Below are 20,466 nucleotides of genomic sequence, written 5' to 3' on the forward strand. Positions count from 1 at the left end.
ACACCTACACCCGTAAGGCCTGCTCCCCGCACCCGCGGGGATGGTCCCTCGCGCTGGAGTGGGCCTCGGTCGCCGGGCATCTGCTCCCCGCACCCGCGGGGATGGTCCCACGATGGCGAAGAACGCGTTCGACGCCGTCACCTGCTCCCCGTACCCGCGGGGATGGTCCCACCGAGCAGGCCGGGCACGGCCCGCCCCTCGACTGCTCCCCGCACCCGCGGGGATGGTCCCGTCCAAGCAGACCCGCGCGGCTCAGGCCCCGGCTCCTCCTCGCACCCGCGGGGATGGTCCCCTGGGGATGCCCGGGACACTGCGCCTGGCCCGCTGCTCCCCGCACCCGCGGGGATGGTTCCAGGATTGTCTTCGGTGGGCTGCTGGGGAGGGGTTTTTGGCTGTGTTAGCGGCTGATCCGTAGGCGCCGCGCATCTCGAGGCGGTGCGGTTACGTGTATGAGGTCGTCACGCAGCGGCGAGGTGGAGGAGTTCGGGAACGCCAGGGGCGTGGGAGTAGGGCTGGAATCGCGGCAGGAGGTTGTCGACGAGCGTGATGCAGCGAGGGGCTCCGATGCGGCGGGCCAGGAGGAGGGCTTGGGTGGCGGCGGCTGCGGCCGGTTCGGGTTCCTTCTGGTCGAGGTAACTCGCAGCCCGGTAGGTGAGGAAGACGCCGCGGGTTTTATCTCGGGCGGCGGGCAGGAGTTGCTCGCCTTCGGTGATGAGCTGGTGGGCGCGGCGTGTGTCGCCGAGGTCGAGGAGGGTTTGGCCGGAGTCGACGGCGAGGTCGGCTTCGGATACCCAGGCGCACCATGCGGGCCGGTCGGTTCCGGCGTCGCTGAGGTGTTGTTCGGCCGCGGCCAGGGCGCGGAGTGCGGCGTTTCGTTCGCTGCGGCTGTGGCGTGCTGCGAGGGTGCGGGCGAGCCGCAGTTGGAGGAGGCAGCGGGCGGCGGGGTTCTGGGCGCGGGTGAGGGCGTGGCCGAGGATGTGGGCCGCGGTGGTGTGGTCGTTGCGCCAGGTGGCCTGGTAGGCGAGGTCGCTCAGGAGGCCTGCGCCCATGTCGTGGTCGCCTGCGGCGTGGGCGTTGTGGAGGCCGGCGATCCAGTGCTGGCCGGCGTGGGTGTGGCGGCCCTGGTCGAAGCGGTGCCAGGCGACTGTCTGTGACAGGGATGCCGCGAGGGTGTGCAGCCGCAGTGCGATGCCGGGTGTGTAGCGTCCGTGTTCGAGCAGGTCGGTCACGGTTGCCAGATGGGCGTCCAGCAGGGCGGGCGTGTGCTGCCGTTGCTCGGTTGGAAGGCCCGTCAGGCGTGTGGCGGAGGTTTCCAGGTAGGCGACGAAGTCCTCGCTGACCGGTTTGCCCTCGTGGGCAGCCTGGGCGAGAGCATCGGGAGAGCCGGTGGCCCAGTCCGCTGCCAGCGCGGAGACGGCGGCGCCGCTGATCGTTAAGAAGGTTCGGCGTTCCATTGCTGATCGCAAGGCCTCTCGAAGAGCGGGCACGGAGCTGTGGGGTCCGAGGGGGACCAGCCAGTTCGGTAGCCAGTTCGGCCAGTCGTCGGCACGGACGATGTCTGGGGGCCAGCCGAGCGCTTCGGCGATGTAGATCTGGGATTCCTCGCTGGGTCTGACACCACGCTGCCATTTACGCACTCGTGCTTCGTCCGTGCCTGAGCGCAGACCGCGCCGGGCGGCGGCGTCATGGATGCCGGTGACGAACGCGTCCATCGTCTGGCCGGCTGCATGGCGCGCAACTGTGAGCGGGTGCTGGGGCGTTGCTTCCACTCCTTCAGTCAATCACTCGGCGCACAAGGGTGGTTACTCCTCGGCGAGGGGGACCTCTCGGGGACCCCCTCCAACTGGTCGACTCCGTCGAACGGTTGAGCCCATCCTCGTGACCGGGCGCTGCTACCGGGCCGGGTGACCGACCGCCGCGAGGCCATCGCAGACCCGGGTGCGCCAGGCAGAACCGTCTGTCCCGCCTTTTGCCCAATGAGGCCATACGCGACAGATCGCCTGGACTTCGCACCGCAGCCCACCCCGTACATCACTCAGCGCAACGGGGAGGACCTCGTGACCGACAACCCTCACACCTCAGCGGAGGTATCCATGGAAAGAGTGCTCGTGACGGGCGGAGCCGGGTTCATCGGCTCGCACTTCGTCAAGCGCATCCTGCGGGCCGATGACATCGCCCAGGTGACCGTCCTCGACGCCCTCACCTACGCGGGGCACATCGAGAACCTGGGAGAGGCGTTCCTCAGCCCGAAGCTGGCGTTCATCCACGGCAACATCCTCGACGCCGGCCTCGTCGAGGCCCTCGTGCGAGAGCACACGGCGATCGTCCACTTCGCCGCGGAGTCCCACGTGGACCGCTCGTTCTTCGCCGCGGGCACCTTCCTGTCCACGAACGTGCTGGGCACCCAGACTCTTGTGGACGCGGCCATGCGACACGGCATCAGCAAGTTCGTGCACGTCTCGACCGACGAGGTCTACGGACCGCTGCCACAGGGCTCGGCGACCGAGGCCGACCCGCTGCGCCCGACCGTGCCGTACGCCGCGTCGAAGGCCGCCAGTGACATGGTCGCGCTGAGCTACTTCCACACCTACGGCGTCCCGGTGTGCGTGACGCGCAGTTCGAATAACTACGGGCCCCACCAGCACCCCGAGAAGATCATCCCGCTGTTCGCCACCCGGCTCCTTCGAAACCAGCAGATCACCCTCCACGGCCAGGGCCAGCACGTGCGGAACTGGCTGCACGTGGAGGACAACTGCGCCGGCATCGAACTCGCCCTGCGCGCCGGTGTCCCCGGCGACGTCTACAACATCGGCGGCGGCACCGACTTCACGAACAAAGAGCTGACCGACCGCATCCTTCGCCTGTGCGGCGCCGACTGGGACTCGGTCACCTACGTACCCGACCGGCGGTCGAACGACCTGCGGTACTCCATGGCCTGGACCAAACTCGCCGGCCTCGGCTACCGGCCGGAGCACGACTTCGAGGACGGTCTCGCCGAGACCATCGACTGGTACCGGCGCAGCCCGGACCGGTGGGCGCCGCTGACGCGCAACCCGCACGCGGCCCGTGTCACTGCTGCCGCACCGGCAGCTGCCGGAGAGGAATCCCATGCTCACTGACCCCCACGCTGCGCGCCGCATCCTGGTTACCGGTGTCGGAGCCAACCCGGGCTTCGGGCTGACCCGAAGCCTGACCCGCCTGGGCCACACGGTCATCGCCGCCGACGCGAACCCACTCGCCCCCGGGTTCCTGCTGCCCGGAACCGTGCCACAGGTCATCCCCTTCGCCAACGATTCCGCCTACTCCAGCGTCATGGCCGCCCTGTGCCGGGACTTGTCTGTCGACGCGGTGGTTGCCGGAATCGAGAACGACATCCCGCCGCTGGCGGACATGGCACCCCAGCTGGACACCGCTGGTGTGCGCCTGTGGCTCCCGGACACAGGGTCCGTACGTGCCTGCATCGACAAGGCGGTCTTCCACGATGTGCTGAGCGAGCACGGCATCACAACGCCGCGCATCTGGCTGCCCGAGGCGATCGGCCAGGTCCCTGACGGGGCAGAGCTGGTCATCAAGCCCCGATGCGGCCACGGGGCGCAGCATGTCCACTTCGTCGACAGGCGCGAGCATGCGCGCGTCCTGTGCGAGCTCGTCCCTCAGCCCATGGTGCAGGAGCGGGTCCACGGCACCGAGTTCACCGCAGACTGCCTGGTGGACCGCAACGGGCGTGCCTCGGTGATCCTTCGCCGCCGGGACCTGGTGAAAGCAGGCCTCGCTGTAGTCTCCACCACCTTCGACGCCCCGGCTGTGCGCGACCTGGTTGAGAGAGTGCTGGACGCCGTCCGCGCCCAGGGGATCTGCTGCGTCCAGGGCTTCATCTGCGCCGACGGCACGATCAGCATCACGGAACTGAACGTCCGGATCGCCGGCGGCTTCCCGCTGGCAGAAGCCGCCGGAGCCGACCTCGTCGGCCAGATGGTCAACGGCCTGTTCGGCCTCCCGCTCGACCACAGCCGCCTCGCCTACCGCAGCGGCGTGTTCCTGACCAACTACGTCGAGACCCTGGCTGTCGGCGACGCCGCCGACCTCGCACTGTTCGCAGCCGTCAAGGAAGGACCGTCGTGACCCTGTTACCGAGGCCGGACGCCTCACGCAACGCCAGCCCCTATCTGTACGGGCAGGAGGCCGTGGCGGTCGCACGGATCCTGGAGTCCGGCCAGTACGGACACACCGACGTAACCGAGGAGTTCGAACGAGGGATCGCCGCCTTCCTCGGAGTTCCCGACACCGTCGCGGTCGCCTCCGGCACCGCAGCCCTCCACAGCGCACTGCTCGCTGCCGGAGTCGGCCCCGGCAGCGAGGTCGTCGTGCCGTCCATGACGTTCTGCGCCACGATCCAGGCGATCCTCGCCGTCGGTGCCACCCCCCGGTTCGCCGACATCGACCCCGCCACCATGTGCGTGAGCGACCAGCTCGTCATGGAGGCACTCAGCGCCGCCACCGCCGCCGTGATTCCCGTCCTGTTCGGTGGCAGGGCCATCGACCTCTCCACCATCCAGGGCGAGCTGGACGCCCGCGGAATCGCTGTCGTCGAGGACGCCGCGCACGCCTTCGGATCCCGCATCGGATCCCGCCTGGTGGGGACGACCGGAGCCCTGACCTGCTTCTCCTTCGGGCCCATCAAGAACCTCACCTGCGGCCAGGGCGGCATGGTCATCCCCCGCACGCCGCAGGAGGCCGACACGATCCGCCGCATACGACTCCTCGGCGTCGCCCAGTCCCAGAACGAGCGCACGACCACCACCTACCGAGTGGACGGCTTCGGCCTGCGCTACCAGCTCTCGAGCATCAACGCCGCCATCGGTTTGGCCCAGCTCGATCACTTCACCACCACCGAACAGACCCGCCGCACCCTGTGGCACACCTACCGCGACGCCCTGGCCCCGCTGGACGGTGTGAGACTCGTCGACGTCGACGCCGGCCACGCAGTGCCTCACCTCTGCCAGATCCGCGTGTCCCACCGGGACCAGGTGTTCGCCGAACTGCAGTCCCAGAACATTGCCGTGGGCGTCCACTACCCGCCCAACCACCTCCAGCCCGCCTTCGCCCCCTGGCGGCGATCCCTCCCGGCGACCGAGCAGGCAGGCGAGGAGATCCTGAGCCTGCCCTTCCACCAGCACCTCACCGAGACGGACATCGGCCAGGTGGTTGCTGTTCTCGGACGCGCCATCCAGTCCGCCGGAGGCTCATGATGCGCAAGCTGCTGACCGTGTGCCTGGGAAACTACTGCCGCAGCCCCTTCGCCCAGGTCGCCCTCACCCGCAGGGGCGGCGCAGCCATGACAGTCCGTTCCGCCGGCCTGATCGGCAAATGGCAGGACCACCCCGCCCACCCGTCCATGGTCGACGCCGCCCGCCGCCTGGGACACGACCTCACCCACCACCGCGGACAGCAGATCACCCTGGACCTGCTGCAGTGGGCGGACGACGTCCTGGCGATGGACACCGCCGTCCTCACAGCGCTCCGAGCAGTCTGCGGCGAGAACAACGCCCACAAACTCGGCCTCTACCTCAGCGACCGAGACATCCCCGATCCGATGGGCCACAGCGATGGGGCCTTCAACGAGTGCGCTGTGCTGATCGAGGCAGGCACAGCGCTGCACATTGGCAACCGCCCGTAGTTGTCCCTGGCGTGATTCAGCTGGAGGCGGCGGACAGGACGACGTCCACAAGCCGGTCCGCCGCATCAGGCCTCCCGTGCTCCCGTGACCGCGCTGCCATCGCCGCGCGCCGCGCAGGGGCCGTGAGCAGTGTCCCCACAGCATCCTTGAGCCGCTCGGCGGTCACGTCACCGAGCAGAGCGACAGCCGCCCCTGCCTCCTCCAGATGGCGGGCGTTGTGAGCCTGCTCGTTGCCCGCGGACGTGGCGAGTGGGACGAACACCGCGGGCTTTCCCAGCGCAGTCAGCTCCGCCAGCGTGCCGGCGCCGCTACGGGAGACCACGACATCGGCGAGCGCGAGAACATCCGGCAGCTCCGGACCGACGAATCCGGTAAGGCAGTACCGGCCGGCCAACTCCACGGGGAGAGTGGCCGCATGGGCCTGCAGGCCTGCGACGTTGTCCGGGCCGCACTGATGGATCACGTTCGCGCGTCCCAGCAGCCACGGCAACGCATCCCGGACGATCCCGTTGATCTGCTGAGCACCCTGAGCCCCGCCCGTGACATACACCGTCGGCAGCTGCCGGTCGAAACCGTGAAGCCCGAGCGCCTCGACCGCCTTGTCCGCATGCCCGGTCAGCACCTGCGGGCGCACCGGGTTCCCGGTGACCACCGCAAGACCGCGTACCGCCTCCGGCAGCAGCGCCACCGTCGACTCCGAGGACACTGCGATGCGCGTCGCCGAGCCTGCCAGCTTCCGGTTCGCCAGCCCCAGACGCACCGTCTGCTCATGCAGCACCAACGGACGACGGCACAGACGGGCTGCCAGACCGGCGGGGACGGCCACATACCCACCCGTGGCGAGCACGACATCCGGCCTGAAATCGGCGATCAGCTTCCTCGCCTGTGCCACGCCGAGCGGAACCCTGGCCATGTCCTTCATATTGGCGGTGGACATCATCTTGAGCGGGTTGCTGGACCGGCGGATCTTCCCCGTGGCCACAGCGGCGAACGCGATCCCCTCGGCCGGGGCAATACGCGCCTCCAGGCCGTCAGTCGTACCGATCCACAGGACATCGAGGGTTCTTCCCGCGATCGCGAGTCGCTCCTGGAGCGCGCGGATCGCGGTGAGCGCTGGGTAGGTATGGCCCCCAGTACCTCCCCCCGTGACGATCAGGCGGAAGGCGTTGGCAGAGTGGGGTGCATTGTTCACTCTGCGCAGCCTACTGACTTCGCTCGCCTGTTTGTGGTGGCTGTTGGGCGCACCGATCCGCAACCAGTTCATTTGTCGCTGGAGCTTCTGCGCCTGGCGCGAAATCTCATCCGGTAGAAGCGTGAAGCTCCTGGCCAGCGCTTCTGGCCGGTCCGAGGCATGGCTCCTGGATTTGGCGGCAGGCTGCATAGACGGCAACCACCTCTGCCTACGGAGCATTGTGTCCTATTTGCCGGAATCAATGAAAGTTGATGGAAACGCACCTCCGAGCCGGTAGCGTCGCAGGTCAGGCAGTCTGCTCCCCGCGCCCGCGGGGATGGTCCCGAGGTCCGGCTGGTCGGCCAGGGCGCGGGCAACTGCTCCCCGCGCCCGCGGGGATGGTCCCGTCAACCAGTTCTGGGAGAACATCTACCTCGGCTGCTCCCCGCGCCCGCGGGGATGGTCCCGCCTGCTTGAACGCATCCCCGATCCCGGACATCTGCTCCCCGCGCCCGCGGGGATGGTCCCACCGGGACCCCGAGCGCCATGTTCGGCACGCCCCGCTCCCCGCGCCCGCGGGGGTGGTCCCCTCAATCATGGCGCGCCCGTGGTCGTCCAAGCACTGCTCCCCACGTGTGCGGGGAGCAGCGGGCTCCACCCCAGGTACAGGTTCTCGATCAGGGACCATCCCCGCGTGCGCGGGGAGCAGAGGGTCAGCGGGGTGATGCCGGCGGTCGCCCGGGGACCATCCCCGCGTGCGCGGGGAGCAGTCGTACTGGCCGTGTTCGTTCGGATAGTCCCAGGGGACATCCCCGCAGGTGCGGGAGCAGACGAGGTCGTCGTCGATCAGCCATTCGGTATGGGGAACATCCCCGCCTGTGCGGGGGGAGTAGCCGTCCGCGTCGAGGACTTGGAGCTGCACCTGGGGGCCATCTCCGTATGCACGGGGAGCAGACAACTTCCAGCGCTACTGTAAGGAACTACGCGGGACCACCCCGCGTGCGCGGGGACCGTCCAGCTTCACGGTGCGGTACCAGATCTTGGGACCATTCCTGCGTGCACGGGGAACAGACTGACGTCATGCCCGTACAGGCGACGGTCAAGGGGCAGTTCCACAGGTGTGGGGCAGGGCACCATCCCTATCAGTATAGGGGTGGGTCGGTGGGGGTGAGGAGGGCCGACGGCTGTGTCGGGAAGCCCGTGAATGGCTCTGTCGCGTGCTGATCGATGCTTCGGGGTTGTCGGGAATGGCCCTACTTGCCTGTGCTGTCGCACTAGTCTCATTGCTTGGCAGAACGGCATGCAGGCGGGGGAAACACGAGCGTGGCGCGCATTGTTGGGGTTCATGGGATTCGACAGTCGAGGACGTCGAAGTCACGACTGACAGTCGAGTGGTGTAAGGCGATCAACCGTGGCCTAGGCGGGTTGGAGCGGCCCGGCATACCAGCAGATGCTTTGGAACTGCCTCATTGGACCGGGCTTTTGGCACGTGGGGCAGACCGGCTCGGACCTGAAGAGGATCCTTTCGGCACCGACGTTCCTTTGAGTGACGAGGAGGCAGAGTTCGTCGCCGGGGCGTTGGAGGAAGTGGTTGGCCAGGAGGATCTGGCCGGTGCGGAGGAACTGGAGTCGCAGACGCTTGGTGTGCCGCAGCTGTGGCCAGCACGTCTTTCGCGCTTGGTGATGGCGTACGACCGGCGTTTTCCCCGAGGCGGGGGGAAGCTGTTCGTACGTGCGATGCGGGAGGTGCGGTTCTATCTGTACGAGCCGCACCTCGCCGTGAGGGTTCGATCATTGGTCGGTGAGGCCATTGACGAGAGCACCTCCGTTGTCGTGGGGCACTCACTGGGGAGCGTGATCGTCTATGACTTGCTGCGCCTGGGCGAGATTGCGCCGGAGCGGCTGTCCGGCGTGCGCACGCTGGTGACTTGTGGTTCACCGTTGGGGATTCCGTCCGTGCGGCGTGGGTTGAATATGGCGGACGGGGAATTGATGAAGCTGCCGGGGAGCATCGTCTGGGTCAACGTTTTCGATCCGGCGGATGTCGTGACCGGAGGCGGGGGACTGAACGTCGTTTCGACGGAGGTCGCCGACGTGGAAGTCGACAACGGTTTCGTTGATCCGCACAGCGCGTTGCGCTACCTGCGGACCACGCCGGTCGCGCACGCCATCGCGGACAAGTGCCGGTGAGCCGGGGCGCGGCTTCTGAGATGAGCAGGCGGCGGCTTGTTGAGATTGCGGTCTCGGACTACGGCGACACTGCAGCGGACGCCACTTTCAGGAGGGGCATTGATGCGCAGGTCGCAGTAGTGAGGGGATGGTGGGCCGATGAGCGTCTAGATGAGGAGTACCGCTTCGGCCTTGTGACGCCGAAGGAACTGCGTACCAACCGTGACCTGCGCCGCTTCTTGGATGAGCAGGAACTGGAGGATGCAGAGGACGATGACGTGCTCGTCGTCTACATCACCGGCCACGGACTGAGCCGAAGTTCAGGGGACCACTTCTTGCTCCTGCCGGACTCTGACAGGGACCGTGTGCTGAGCACGGCATTCCCGACCGCCGACCTGATCACGCGGGTGCTCGATTCCCGGGCCGAGCATGTCCTGGTGATGGTTGACTCCTGTTTCTCCGGTGTCCTTCGCGAGGATCTTCTGCGACGCCTCAAGGCGCTGAGCGACGACCGGCGCCAGTTGAAATCCCTCGTCGTCATTTCGTCTGCCAATGAGGAGGAATCACCGCGCCTGGAGCAGTTCTCACGGCTCCTCGATCGAGTTGTCGATCGCTGCAGGGACGAGGCGTCCGGGTTCGCAGGCCCTCATCTGAGTTTCCAGGAGTTCTTCACGTCGATGACCGCCTTGCACGAGGAGGCGGTCACAGCCGATGTCCAGACCTTGTGGCCGCAGGAGTCGCTGCTGCGGAACCAAGACCATCAGCAGCCCAGTCCATGTCTTCCCAATCCCGGCTACACACCCCGGCCTGTTCTCGTCGACAAGGCGCGCAGCGCCGTGGCATGGAGTCCCGCCGACCTCGACTCGTATTGGCTTACCCGTGCCTCCGGCCGGCCTTCCCTTGGCGACCCCGGCTGGTACTTCACCGGCCGGGCTAGTCATGCACGGCACATGGTCGAGTTCCTCCGACAGGAGAGGGGCACACTCGTAGTCACAGGGGAGGCAGGCTCGGGGAAGTCCGCATTGCTCGCTCGCGTCGTCACGCTCAGCGACCCGAAGTTCCGGGCAGACGAGGCGTACCGGCCGTTCGTCGATGCCATACCGCCCGATCTCCTTGTGCCAGAGGGAGCCGTCGATGCTGCGGTGCTCGCTCGGAACACGGACGCTGACGAGTTGGCCGCGGCACTGTACACGGTGCTCGTGGACAAGCGGCCCGCCCCGAGCCTGGGTATCAGCCCACTCGATCAGCTGCTGGACCACGTGCTGGCCACCGTTCGCCAAGAGGGCCAACCTGTGACGATCGTCGTGGACGGCATTGACGAGGCCAGGAACCCCGCAAGAATTGTCACTGACCTCATCCGCCCGCTGACCGACCTGTGGACGGACGACGGACAGCCCGCTGTACGGATGCTGTTGGGCATCCGCAGTGCGCATGCAGGCGCAGTTGGCCGACTTCGCCCGTCGCAAGACCGGGCGTCCGATCTGCTGAACCTCCTGGTCCGTTCCACGGACGCCGACGAGCCTCTGCGGACAGACACCGACACTACGGAGGACATCGCAGCGTACGTGAGCACGCTGCTGAGGACCCTGTTTGACCGTTCCGGCTCCCCGGCACGTCTGGACCCCCGCAGACTGGACGAGCTCGCAACCGCGGTGGCCGAGGAGGTGGCGCCGTCGTTCCTGGATGCCCGCCTGGCTGCCGAGGCGCTCCACGCGCGGGGCCAACTGCCCGACCCGGACGACCCGGAGTGGCGGCGCACCCTGCGCCAGGGGACACAGGAGCTTCTGCGGCAGGACGTTGCCGGGATACAGGCCAACACCGACCTGCCAGCCGAGCACGTCGTGCAGGTCCTGCGGGCCACAGCTCTTGCGCGGGGGAACGGCCTTCCGTGGGCCGAAGTGTGGCCGTGTGCGGTGGACGCGCTGGCGGAAGGTGACATCACCGCTCCCGAGGCGGTGATCCGCCGGGTACGAGAGAGCCGACTCGCCGGCTACCTGACTACGGGCGTCGAGGACGGCAGGCTCGTCTATCGCCCGATTCACGAGCGCATCAGCGAAGTGCTGAGGGCGACACCCCACGTCCTTCTCGGCGACGAAATGACTCCCAGCACAACTGAGGCGTCGACGGCGGGTATCAAGGAGGCCCACCGAAAACTAGCCGTCGCTTTCAGCGCTCTGCAGGAGGCGAAGCACGGGCCGCCGCACCCGTATCTGCGCCACCACCTGGTCCAGCATGCGGCAGCCGGAGGCGTGCTGAACGACCGGGTCGTCACTGAGAAGTTCCTGCCCTACGAGACGAGCGGGAACGTGCGGGGTGCGCTCGGACTTCTGTCGGAGCACGCCGCTGACACCACGCGCCTGTTCGCGTGGACGCGGATCGAGCCCTTTCTTGCCGACGCGCCGCCCCTCGCGCGTGCGGAAAGCCTGCGATTTTCCCTTTGGGAGCCGGACGTTGACTCCTCCCCGGGCACTCGAGGTAGCGGCAGCCCGGCCGGCGGGCACCTTAGGCCGATGTGGAAGGACCTCGCGGTGCCGCGTAACGTCCTGGCGCGGGAAGACGTGGGCGTCTGCTCCCTCGTGTCCTTCATCCTGCCGGACGGGACGCCTCTGATTGCTGTAGGCGGCGCAGACGGCACCGTACGGGTGTGGGACCCCTCTACCGTGGCTCCGGTCGGCCCACCTATCCCGGGACACGGCCTCTTCGCGCGGGCGCTGGCCGTTGTGCCCGATCCGCGGGGAGAACCCCTGCTGGTCGTCGGATGCGACAGCGGCGCGTGGACGTGTGACCCGCTGAGCGGCCAGGACGCACAGCTGCCGGTCACGGCGTCCGTGCACGACATGGTGTCCTTCAGCGACCGGGACGGGACACTACGGCTGGCGGTCGGCACGTCCGACGGTATCGTCCTGTGCGATCCGCTTATCGGAACGGTTCTGGTCGATGGATCGGCAGACGAAGACGCCCCGGCGAGCCCGGTGAACAGACTCGCCGTCCTGCCCCTCCCCGGTGACCGCACACTTCTGGCCGTTCACCGAGCGGACACCGTCGAGATCCTTGAGGGCACCTCTTTCGATTCAGTGTGCACTGTGCCAGTTCTGGGCGAGCAGGTTTCCGCACTCGCCTTGCTCGAAGGACGGGACGGCCGTCCCCTGCTGGCCGTGGCCACGCCGGCTTCGGGAAGGATCAGATTCTGGGACGCCCTGACGGGTACGGAACAGCGGCACCACACGATCAGGCAATCCGCAGCTGTGCTGACGCCGTACCTCCATCCGAGTTCGGGCACCCTTCTCGCCCTCGGCGGCTACGACGGTGCCGTACAGCTGTGGGATCCCGAAACAGGCGAGGAGATCTGCCGGTTCCCCACTGACCACACGAGCGCTCTAACCGCGCTCGCCGTTGTGCCCGGTCTCGACGGAGTACCCATCCTGGTCTCCGGCTCACTGGACCGGACCGTCCGTGTCTGGAACCTCCAGGAGCGGACCCGCCGCAGGGTGCGGCCCTCCCGGTCGTCCGAGGGAGCGCTGTTTGCGGTGCTGCCAGGAAGCTTCGGTTCCGCCGAGCTGATTTCGGTCGGCCCCGACCGGAATTTGGTCGTGAGGCTGGCCGACACGGGCGAGGTCACGCGTTCGATCGCCTTGCCCCACACAGGAGTCGACGGCCCGGTGAGGGCCCTCGCCACGCACACGGCGTCGGACGGCTCCGTGACGGTCGTCGTCGGACTGCCGGACGGCACGGTCGGTTGCTGGAGCGGGGACTGGCGGCTGATGGACGCCTGGACCTCGGAAGGGGACCATGCGACCGCACTCGCCGCTTTCGCTGACGGTGCACGCACCGTCCTGGCCGTGGGGACGAGCCGCGGGGCGGTTGCGTACTGCGATCTTTCGACCGGCGAGGTGCTGGGGTGGTTGCACGGTCCCGGGGACACCGGTCGGCCCGTGCACGCGCTGGCGTACCTGCCCCTGTCGTCGGGCGGCGTTCTTGCCGTCGCCTCCGATCGGGGTGTAGTGCTGTGCCGTCCCTTCCACGAGCCGCACGATCAATGGCCGGGCCGGATCGGTGCAGTGCAGTCCCTTGCCGTCTGCTCGGGGGACGAGGTGGACGAGTGGTACCTGGTCAGCGGGGGAGCCGACGGCAGGGTACGTCTGTGGGCACCAGATGCTCCGGAGAAGGAGGCAACCACCCTGCCGGACCGGCATGACGGGTCCGTATCCGCCCTCGGTGTCGTCCAGCCATCCGCATCCCGCCCTCTGATCGTCAGCACCGGCCTGAGTGACACGACTGTGCGAGTTTGGGACTTCCGTGCTGGTGAAGAAGTACTGCGACTGGTCACCGCGGCGCCCCTGACATCCCTGGGCGTCTTGCCGGCCCGCAGTGTCCCGGCGACCCCGCACCCCGTGATTATTTTCAGCGGCCCCGCCGGACTTGCCGCAGTGACGCTCCGTCTTCCATAGCCCGAGCAGCCCGCAGGACAGGCCGAGCACCGCTAGCCACCAAACAGCACACCCCATTACGATCGGCCTGCCGCAACGAGGCAGCGGCCCAACAGTCCGCACCCGCGGAGATGGCCCTTGTGGCGACTGAAGAGGAGACGACCCCGCAAAGCGGGGACAGCGGCTCTTACCCGGCCACCCGTATACGCGAGACCGCTTCTCGGGCGTGCAGTCGTGCGCCGTCCGACAACACCTCCCACGTTTCGTGAGGCGATGCGAAGCCGCGGGCGGCGTTCCCACGTGAAAGGCCGTTGCTCTGGGAGATCAGGCGGCTGAAGGCCGTCAGGCGCGTGTGATCCGTTGGCCGGATCAGGTTGGGAAGGCTCCTTGCGTCGATGCCGACCTGGTTGCCGACGGCGTTCACCAGGGCGGCGCGGACCGCATCCCAGGCGGGACCACCTGTCGCCCGGTAGGCCTTGGCGACGGTGTCGGCGTGCAGCACGTCTGCGTCGTGCCGGTTGAGCGCGTACGCGGCCACGTAGAGGCCGTGATGTTCTCGGTTGCGGCATCGCTCACCGTCGACGTATCCCGCGCAGTCGCAGCCGGTCAGCCGCGGCAGCACCGCCGCCGTGATGTGCTCCGGATCCGCGGTGCGGACCCGGGCCCCAGTGGGCGGCAGCGGAAGGCCCGCCCGCAATGCCCGGTCTCGCCAGTCGGAGCGGGCCTGTTCGAGCGTGGGGGAGGACTGCTGTCCCGCGCCGAACGAGACCATGTGCGACGGGCCGGCACTGCCGATACGGCCGACTCCAGCCAGGAACGCGGCCGCCAGGCGAGCGCTCTGCTCGCTCTCGGCCGCTAAGCCCTCAGCGAGATCGGCCCGTTGCCGTGGACCCACCACTCGGTCCCACAGTTCGAGCATGACGGAACCGGCGGTGACCATCTCGACGAAGAGCGGATTCCACACGGGGCCGCCCTCCGAGTCGTTGGAGAGATTCACCGTCCCCCAACACCACTTATATGCACTGCTGTTGAGTTCTTCTGTTTCACTCACATTGCCCTCATCCGGCATGCTACGTTCCTGCCGCATCTCGTCAGACAACTGTGGAGATTGGAGGAAGGATCAGGTGCCCCTGACCGAAATAGGTCCGTCTCCGGTGGGAGAGTTACATCCCCACTGGGACCCGCGGCGACAAGCATGCATCCCCGCACTGACATCCGCCGGGGAAAGCACCTCAGTCACCCTGGTCCACGCCCTGCGCCACGCGGACGATCTGCTCGGCGTTGCGGGCACGACCGCGGGGGAGACCGTCGCACTGCTCGAGTACCTCCTCGCCGTCTGCTACGCCTCCGGGACCTTCCCGGCAACGGTCGACGATTGGCTCGACCGAGTTCACGACAGCAGCCCGCTGACCGACGCAGCCGACTGGCTGGAGAACCGTCCCGACGAGCACTGGGATCTCTTCGACCCCCTGGAGCCGCTGGGCCAAAACGCTCTCCTGGCTCCCTACCTCGACACACACGGAGCAGGGCCCGCCCAGCTGGTGATCGAGCACGCCGGGGACTACAACCAGTTCTTCGACCACCACCACCTCGAGCACCCTGCGCCACTGCCCGCCGCCACGGCCTTCCGCGCGATGCTCACCCAGCACGCTTACGGACCCGGCGGCCGGGCCCGGATCTCGGGCAAGGAGACCTTGGGCCCCACGCTCACCAACCTGGCGACCGGACGCCTCGGCGCACGGATCCGCGTCATCGCGCTCGGGCAGACACTCGGCGACACCCTGCGGCTCAACCTGACGCCGACCGAAGAAACCCCCGGCCGCTTCAACCGCACCTGGACGGTAACCCCCCAGCCCCGTCGGGAATTTCAGACCAAGCCGTCGGGACGGCGAGTAGACGGGCCCGCCGACCTGCACACCGTCCTCGGACGATCGATCCTCATGCGGCCTGCCGTCACCCCGGACGGACAACCGGCCGTCGACCGCATCCTGATGGCGGCCGGCGAGCTCCTCGAGCCACTGGCTCCTCACCACATGCAGGACGCCGTCTACGAGAACACGGCCAACGGCCCGGCAAAGGCAATACGCCCTTCTGCGTCCCGTGCCCTCTGGCGCGAGGCACATGCCCTGTACGCGGCAGTCGCCGACCGGGACCACGGGCCCGACCTCTACGACCGCCTCGCGCGGCTCAGCGGCCGTCGGCTCACCCTCTGGACCGTCGGGCTGATCGCCAAGCAGACCACGGCCGTCACCTGGGTCTCGGACACGTTCCCCTTCGTGCCGGGCCGCGAGCGCGACCTCAGGTACGCGGCCGAGCGGGGCTGCCTCATCGCCGAGTACGTGGCCTCCAGTCTGTCCAGGGCGGCGTACGTCGCGTGGACCGTGACGTACCCCAACCCGAAACCGGCCGACAAGAGCAGCCAGATCGCCCGGTTCGACGCGGGGCCGGAACACTGGGCCCACACCGCGGAGCCCTTTCACGTGCTGCTGGACGATACGGCGAAGGCCGAGGGCGAGGATCAGGTGGAGACGGCACTCGTCGAGTACGCAGCCGTGCTTTCGGAAGCCGCCCACCGCTTCCTGCACAACCGGCTCGACTCGCTGCCGGCCAATTCACGCGGCTACCAGGCGCAGGCACAGGCGGCTCGCCGCCTTGAGAACGACCTCACTGGGCCCACGGCCCCGGACGAACTGAAAGGGGACCGAAAGTGATCGCCGACGCGCCGGGCACCGCGCAACGCAACGCAGCCGCCGACGGCACCGAACCACGCGAGGCCGCACGCAGCCAGCAGCTCACCCAGTGGCTCGTCGGCCTGGTGAACAGCCGTGACTACGGCAGGCTCGCCGAACTGCGGCGGCCGAGTATCAGCCAGAACGCCCATATCGAAGCGGGCTGGATCGATCAGAGACGTCGCGAGACGTTCGAGCAGGTGGCGTTCCTGTTCGCCGTCTACCACCGGGGAGCTGGCGAGCCGTCGAAAGGCTTCGGAAGCCTCGGATATGCCGCCCGCCGGATCGGATCCAGCATCGGGCGCGGGCCCGACGACGCAGGCGCCAGCCGACTGATGGACCGCATCGTCGCGAGCCGCCGGCCCCCTCTGCGACACCTTCAGCACGCGATCACCCGGCTGCGGTCGTGCAGCGAGCCGCCGCCCTCCTGGGCACGGCTCGCGGACGACCTCGCCCGCTGGAGCGACCGTCCGGCCCGCATCAGTTACCACTGGGCCGTCGACTTCCACGCACCGCCGCCGAGAACCGCCAGGAACAACAGGACTACTGCGACGACCATGCCGAAGGACACGTGACATGAGCACCCAAGTCGCCCTGACCGGGCACCAGTTCCTTTCCCTCCACCTACTGGAGACGCTCGTCGCGGTCCTCCCCGTCCGAGACGAGAACGGCGCCCCCAAGTCCATCGTCTACGGCGGCGTGGAACGGCACATGATTACCAGCCAGGCGCGCCGCCGCGCCGAGCGCGTGTATTCGCGCGACCGGGCCAACGCACAGGCGGGTCCGCTCGCCGGACACACCATGGGCGTCCGCACCCGTGAATGGGCGCTGACGACCGCTCGCGCGCTGGAGACCCGGCACGGCTGGCCCAAAGAACAATCCCTGCCAGCAGCACGCGCCGTCCTGCAGGCCATCGGCCTCAAGTTCGGCGACCCGGCGAAGCCGACTGTCGCCAACCTGACCAAGGTACTGCTCTTCGCACCGGCTGACGCAGGTGACCGTATCGCCGATCACCTCAACATCGAACGGGCAACGATAGGCACCTGGGCAGAGCAGTATGTTGCAATGTCCGAGGCGGCAGCGGACGGAAAGAAGCCGAAAGGGCGACGCAAGAGCAGCCCGCAGGATGAGGAAGCGAGCACGGACGTAGCGGACACCGGCGCGGCGAAGCTCCCCGCGCTACCGAAGACAACCCGGGACGCAGTCCTCACCGCGCTGGCACCGCGCGACGCAATCGACATCGCACTCTACGGCCGCTTCCTCGCCGAAATCGCGGACTCACCGAACGTCGACGGGGCGATCCAGAGCAGCCACGCCTTCACCGTCCACGAGGCTGAGCACACAGACGACTTCTACGCCGCCGCAGACGATGCCAAGCTCACCCGCAAAAGCAACGCCCTCGACTTCCTCGACGCCGCCGACGACTCCGGTGCGGGCATGACCGGCTACCAGTCCCTCATCTCCGGCACGTTCTACCGGCACGCCGTGCTCGACCGTCGCAAGCTGCGGCAGAACCTGCGCGCAGCGGGCATGTCCGAACAGGAAGCCGAATCCGCCGCCGTCGGCGCTGAGGCAGAGTTCGTCAGTGCCTTCGTCAACGCCTTCCCGCAGGCCAAGAAGAACTCGACGGCCTCGACCGGGACGCTGCCCGCCCTGGTCCTCGCATTCGACGGCGCTCGGCCGTTCAACTACGCGGCCGCCTTCCAAAAGCCCATCGACGAGGTTGCCGACCAAGGCCCAGCTGGCGAGCTCGCTGTACGCCGGCTCCTGGCGCACCACGACTTCGTCCTTCGGCGGCGCGACGACATCACCGCAGGCCGCGTCCTGACCTTCGAACCCGCCGTACACACCGTCCTGCAGGAACTGGGAGTCAAGGACGTGGAGTCCGTCGAGGAGCTGACGGCGTGAGCGGACACGTCCTGCTCATCAGACTCGCCGCCCCCCTGCAGTCCTGGGGGGTGGTGTCCCGGTTCTCCCGCCGCGACACCCACAGTCGCCCGACAAAGTCCGGAGTCATCGGCCTCTGCGCGGCGGCCCTCGGGCACGACCGGGCCGACGAACTTGGTGAACTCACGACCGTCCGCTTCGGCGTCCGAGCCGACCACCCCGGCACTCCGGTGCGCGACTACCACGTCGTCGGCGCCGGCCGGTACCCCATCCGCCCACGAGACGTCATCACCGACCACCGCAGGGCAGCAGCGCTGTCCGCCGACATGGCGAAGACCGAAGGCACTGCCTTCGGGCACCACGAGCTCGCCGACTGGTACGGAGCACCGAAGTACATCGTCTCCGAACCGGATTCCGGTGCCCTGGTATCGAAACAGCTCTCCCGGGCCGCGCTTGTCACCGAACGCTGGTACCTGGCCGACGCCGCGTTCGTCGCAGCGCTGCAACACCCGGACTATGCCTTCCTCGAAACGATCGCCACAGCGCTGGAAAGCCCGAAACGACTACTGTGGTTGGGCCGCAAGTCCTGCCCGCCGTCCGGGACGCTGACCGGACCGCTAAGTAGCGGGACAGTTGAAGAGGCCTTCCGGTCCACCGCACTGCTGCCCTCGCAGAGCATCGGGGCGCGGCCGTCACCCCGACCGTGGGCCTGGATCGAAGCGATCCCGGGCACCGCAGCAGCTGCCCCCGTGCAAGACCAGCCCGTGACCTTCGACCCAGACCGTCGCGCACACACCATGCGATGGGAAACACGGACCCGCGTCACGATCGCCGAGAACGCCACCGAATGGGACGTCATCCCGTGACCAAGCCCCGCACCGCTGCCCGATTCGTAGCCACGCACAGCGTCCTGACCATGGACGCCCGGCATCCGTACACCGCCAAGTCCCTCGTTGACGCGCACGACATGCACCGCACCGTCATGAGCGGCTTCCGCGGCTGGGTCGCGGACGGCGACCCTGATGCCCGGGCTCAGATGGGGGTGCTGTCCACCTGGTCCGTCGACCTGAAGGCAGGCGTACTCGTCCTGGTCGTGCAGTCCAGAGTCCCGGGGGACTGGGCCGGCATGCCCCGTGGTGCGCTCACCGACAAACCACACGTGATCACGGTCGACCGCACTTTCCACGTCGGCGACTCCTTCACGTTCCGTACGGTCGTCAACCCCACTCACAGCCGCCCGTCCGGGGCGCCAGCACCGGAGCGCCCCCGCGGCCGGCGAATTGCTCACACCCGCCCCGACCACGTGAGGAACTGGTTCATACGGCGCCTCCAACCGCCGGGCGAGCCGCGCAAGACTCCCGACGGCGTCAACCGCATCGGTGCCAGCGCCGAAGAAGGGGCCCTGTCCGTCCGGATGCTTCCCACGGTCACGAGCCCCGGCCCCCACAAGGGCCTGCGCATCGCCCGCGCGGAAATACGGGGCACGCTCACGGTCACGGACCCCGCTGCCCTAGTCGATGCGTTGACCCAGGGCATTGGGCACGCGCGGGCTTACGGCTGCGGACTGCTGCTGGCCCGGTGAGCGTCCAGTGCCAGGGCGAGTCAACGGAGGCGATCTTTTTGCGCGCCTTACTGTCCGCTCCGGCGCACTCCCTGCACTCACGGGGATGGTCCCATCGTCAAAATGTACGCACGGATGCTCCCGACACGCTCCCCGCACACGCGGGGATGGTCCCGTGGGGCAGCCCCGCTTGAACCCGCAGACCTTCTGTTCCCCGCACGCGCGGGGGATGGTCCCGGGAACGTGAGGTCCCATAGTCACGGCCGTTCTGCTTCCCGCATGCGCGGGGATAGTCCCGAGACGTGGCGCTGCAACGTGGTCCGGCAGTCCTGTGGCGTACTGCACGTCTCCGCCTGCTCCCTGCACGCGCAGGGATGATCCCTTCCAGCTCCAGTGGGCGTAGAACGCCAGCGACTGCTCCGCGCACGCGCGGGGGAGGAGACCGATGCGCTGCTCCCCACGCACACGGGGATGGTCCAGGGCCGACCTGACCGGACGGCTACAGCCTCCACTGCTCCCCACACTCCGGGGATGATGACCGCGCTCCGAGCGACGCAGGACTGCTCCCCGCACACGAGGGGATGCTCCCATGGCGAATTCCCAGCCGGTCATCGGCCCAAGCTGCTCCCCGCGCGCGGGGAGTGTCCCGTTCAACTCCCGCCACTCACGTGCCATGATGGCTGCTCCCTGCATTCGCGGGGGCTGTCCCAGGAACTTGTACCGGTTCGGACTGGCGGGCAAGGACACACGCACCGCTCCTCGCAGGCGCGAGGTTGGCCCCCACGCTGGGCCCGCCGCGGTGAACGCGTACAACTGCTCCCTGTACGCGCGGATGCTCCCGACGA

The 20,466-nt window shown here is 68.1% G+C and carries 14 protein-coding genes and 2 CRISPR repeat arrays (1 of these 16 running past the window's edge); of the genes, 11 read left to right on the forward strand and 3 right to left on the reverse strand.

Annotation, left to right across the window (positions count from 1 at the left end; all coding sequences use genetic code 11):
* Positions 1 to 353: a CRISPR direct-repeat array (repeat unit 29 nt; unit sequence CTGCTCCCCGCACCCGCGGGGATGGTCCC) (it extends 774 nt beyond the left edge of the window).
* 105 nt (positions 354 to 458) lie between these two features.
* On the reverse strand, positions 459 to 1,712 hold the full coding sequence (locus tag ACFYW7_RS37010) for an XRE family transcriptional regulator (protein WP_389510721.1): 1,254 nt from the start codon (positions 1,710 to 1,712) through the stop codon (positions 459 to 461).
* Between the two features lie 381 nt (positions 1,713 to 2,093).
* Here ACFYW7_RS37010 and rfbB point away from each other — a divergent pair, with 381 nt between their 5' ends.
* From rfbB to ACFYW7_RS37030, 4 genes are read left to right on the forward strand one after another with little or no spacing between them, the layout of a single operon-like run.
* Positions 2,094 to 3,119, forward strand: coding sequence for a dTDP-glucose 4,6-dehydratase (gene rfbB / locus ACFYW7_RS37015; protein ID WP_389510723.1), 1,026 nt, complete (start codon positions 2,094 to 2,096; stop codon positions 3,117 to 3,119).
* Positions 3,109 to 4,122: an ATP-grasp domain-containing protein gene (locus tag ACFYW7_RS37020; RefSeq protein WP_389510726.1), complete on the forward strand. Its 1,014-nt coding sequence runs from the start codon at positions 3,109 to 3,111 to the stop codon at positions 4,120 to 4,122. The genes rfbB and ACFYW7_RS37020 overlap by 11 nt, the downstream gene beginning before the upstream one ends.
* Positions 4,119 to 5,249 carry a DegT/DnrJ/EryC1/StrS family aminotransferase gene (locus tag ACFYW7_RS37025; RefSeq protein WP_389510729.1) on the forward strand — a complete coding sequence of 377 codons (1,131 nt, stop codon included), beginning with the start codon at positions 4,119 to 4,121 and terminating at the stop codon, positions 5,247 to 5,249. Before ACFYW7_RS37020 ends, ACFYW7_RS37025 begins: the two co-directional genes overlap by 4 nt.
* Positions 5,246 to 5,677, forward strand: a complete 432-nt coding sequence (locus ACFYW7_RS37030; protein WP_389510731.1) for a low molecular weight phosphotyrosine protein phosphatase — start codon at positions 5,246 to 5,248, stop codon at positions 5,675 to 5,677. The genes ACFYW7_RS37025 and ACFYW7_RS37030 overlap by 4 nt, the downstream gene beginning before the upstream one ends.
* Before the next feature lie 16 nt (positions 5,678 to 5,693).
* Here the strand turns inward: ACFYW7_RS37030 and ACFYW7_RS37035 are convergent, their stop codons facing one another.
* Positions 5,694 to 7,058 carry a glycosyltransferase gene (locus ACFYW7_RS37035; protein ID WP_389510733.1) on the reverse strand — a complete coding sequence of 455 codons (1,365 nt, stop codon included), beginning with the start codon at positions 7,056 to 7,058 and terminating at the stop codon, positions 5,694 to 5,696.
* Between the two features lie 106 nt (positions 7,059 to 7,164).
* Positions 7,165 to 7,437: a CRISPR direct-repeat array (repeat unit 29 nt; unit sequence CTGCTCCCCGCGCCCGCGGGGATGGTCCC).
* A 953-nt stretch (positions 7,438 to 8,390) separates the two neighbouring features.
* On the opposite strand from ACFYW7_RS37035, the gene ACFYW7_RS37040 reads away from it, so the two are divergent.
* Positions 8,391 to 9,038, forward strand: coding sequence for a hypothetical protein (locus ACFYW7_RS37040; protein ID WP_389510736.1), 648 nt, complete (start codon positions 8,391 to 8,393; stop codon positions 9,036 to 9,038).
* Between the two features lie 20 nt (positions 9,039 to 9,058).
* Positions 9,059 to 13,465 (forward strand): AAA family ATPase, encoded by a 4,407-nt coding sequence (locus ACFYW7_RS37045; RefSeq protein ID WP_389510738.1) that lies wholly within the window; start codon positions 9,059 to 9,061, stop codon positions 13,463 to 13,465.
* Between the two features lie 166 nt (positions 13,466 to 13,631).
* Here ACFYW7_RS37045 and ACFYW7_RS37050 read toward each other — a convergent pair whose 3' ends face one another.
* Positions 13,632 to 14,513: an HD domain-containing protein gene (locus ACFYW7_RS37050; RefSeq protein WP_389510740.1), complete on the reverse strand. Its 882-nt coding sequence runs from the start codon at positions 14,511 to 14,513 to the stop codon at positions 13,632 to 13,634.
* A gap of 85 nt (positions 14,514 to 14,598) precedes the next feature.
* Between ACFYW7_RS37050 and ACFYW7_RS37055 the strand changes: the two genes are divergently transcribed.
* From ACFYW7_RS37055 to ACFYW7_RS37075, 5 genes are read left to right on the forward strand one after another with little or no spacing between them, the layout of a single operon-like run.
* A complete protein-coding gene (locus ACFYW7_RS37055; RefSeq protein WP_389510742.1) occupies positions 14,599 to 16,155 on the forward strand; it encodes a type I-E CRISPR-associated protein Cse1/CasA in 1,557 nt (518 codons plus the stop codon).
* The gene (casB, locus tag ACFYW7_RS37060; protein WP_389510744.1) at positions 16,152 to 16,748 is read left to right on the forward strand and encodes a type I-E CRISPR-associated protein Cse2/CasB; all 597 of its coding nucleotides are present in this window, start codon (positions 16,152 to 16,154) and stop codon (positions 16,746 to 16,748) included. The genes ACFYW7_RS37055 and casB overlap by 4 nt, the downstream gene beginning before the upstream one ends.
* 1 nt (position 16,749) lies before the next feature.
* A complete protein-coding gene (locus ACFYW7_RS37065) occupies positions 16,750 to 18,081 on the forward strand; it encodes a type I-E CRISPR-associated protein Cas7/Cse4/CasC (protein WP_389510746.1) in 1,332 nt (443 codons plus the stop codon).
* Positions 18,078 to 18,926: a type I-E CRISPR-associated protein Cas5/CasD gene (gene cas5e, locus ACFYW7_RS37070; RefSeq protein ID WP_389510748.1), complete on the forward strand. Its 849-nt coding sequence runs from the start codon at positions 18,078 to 18,080 to the stop codon at positions 18,924 to 18,926. Before ACFYW7_RS37065 ends, cas5e begins: the two co-directional genes overlap by 4 nt.
* Complete coding sequence (locus tag ACFYW7_RS37075) at positions 18,923 to 19,642, forward strand: type I-E CRISPR-associated protein Cas6/Cse3/CasE (RefSeq protein ID WP_389510750.1); 720 nt, start codon at positions 18,923 to 18,925, stop codon at positions 19,640 to 19,642. The genes cas5e and ACFYW7_RS37075 overlap by 4 nt, the downstream gene beginning before the upstream one ends.
* Positions 19,643 to 20,466: the final 824 nt, after the last annotated feature.

Origin of the sequence: Streptomyces sp. NPDC002580, assembly GCF_042889485.1 — a bacterium.
Taxonomy (GTDB): Bacteria; Actinomycetota; Actinomycetes; order Streptomycetales; family Streptomycetaceae; genus Streptomyces.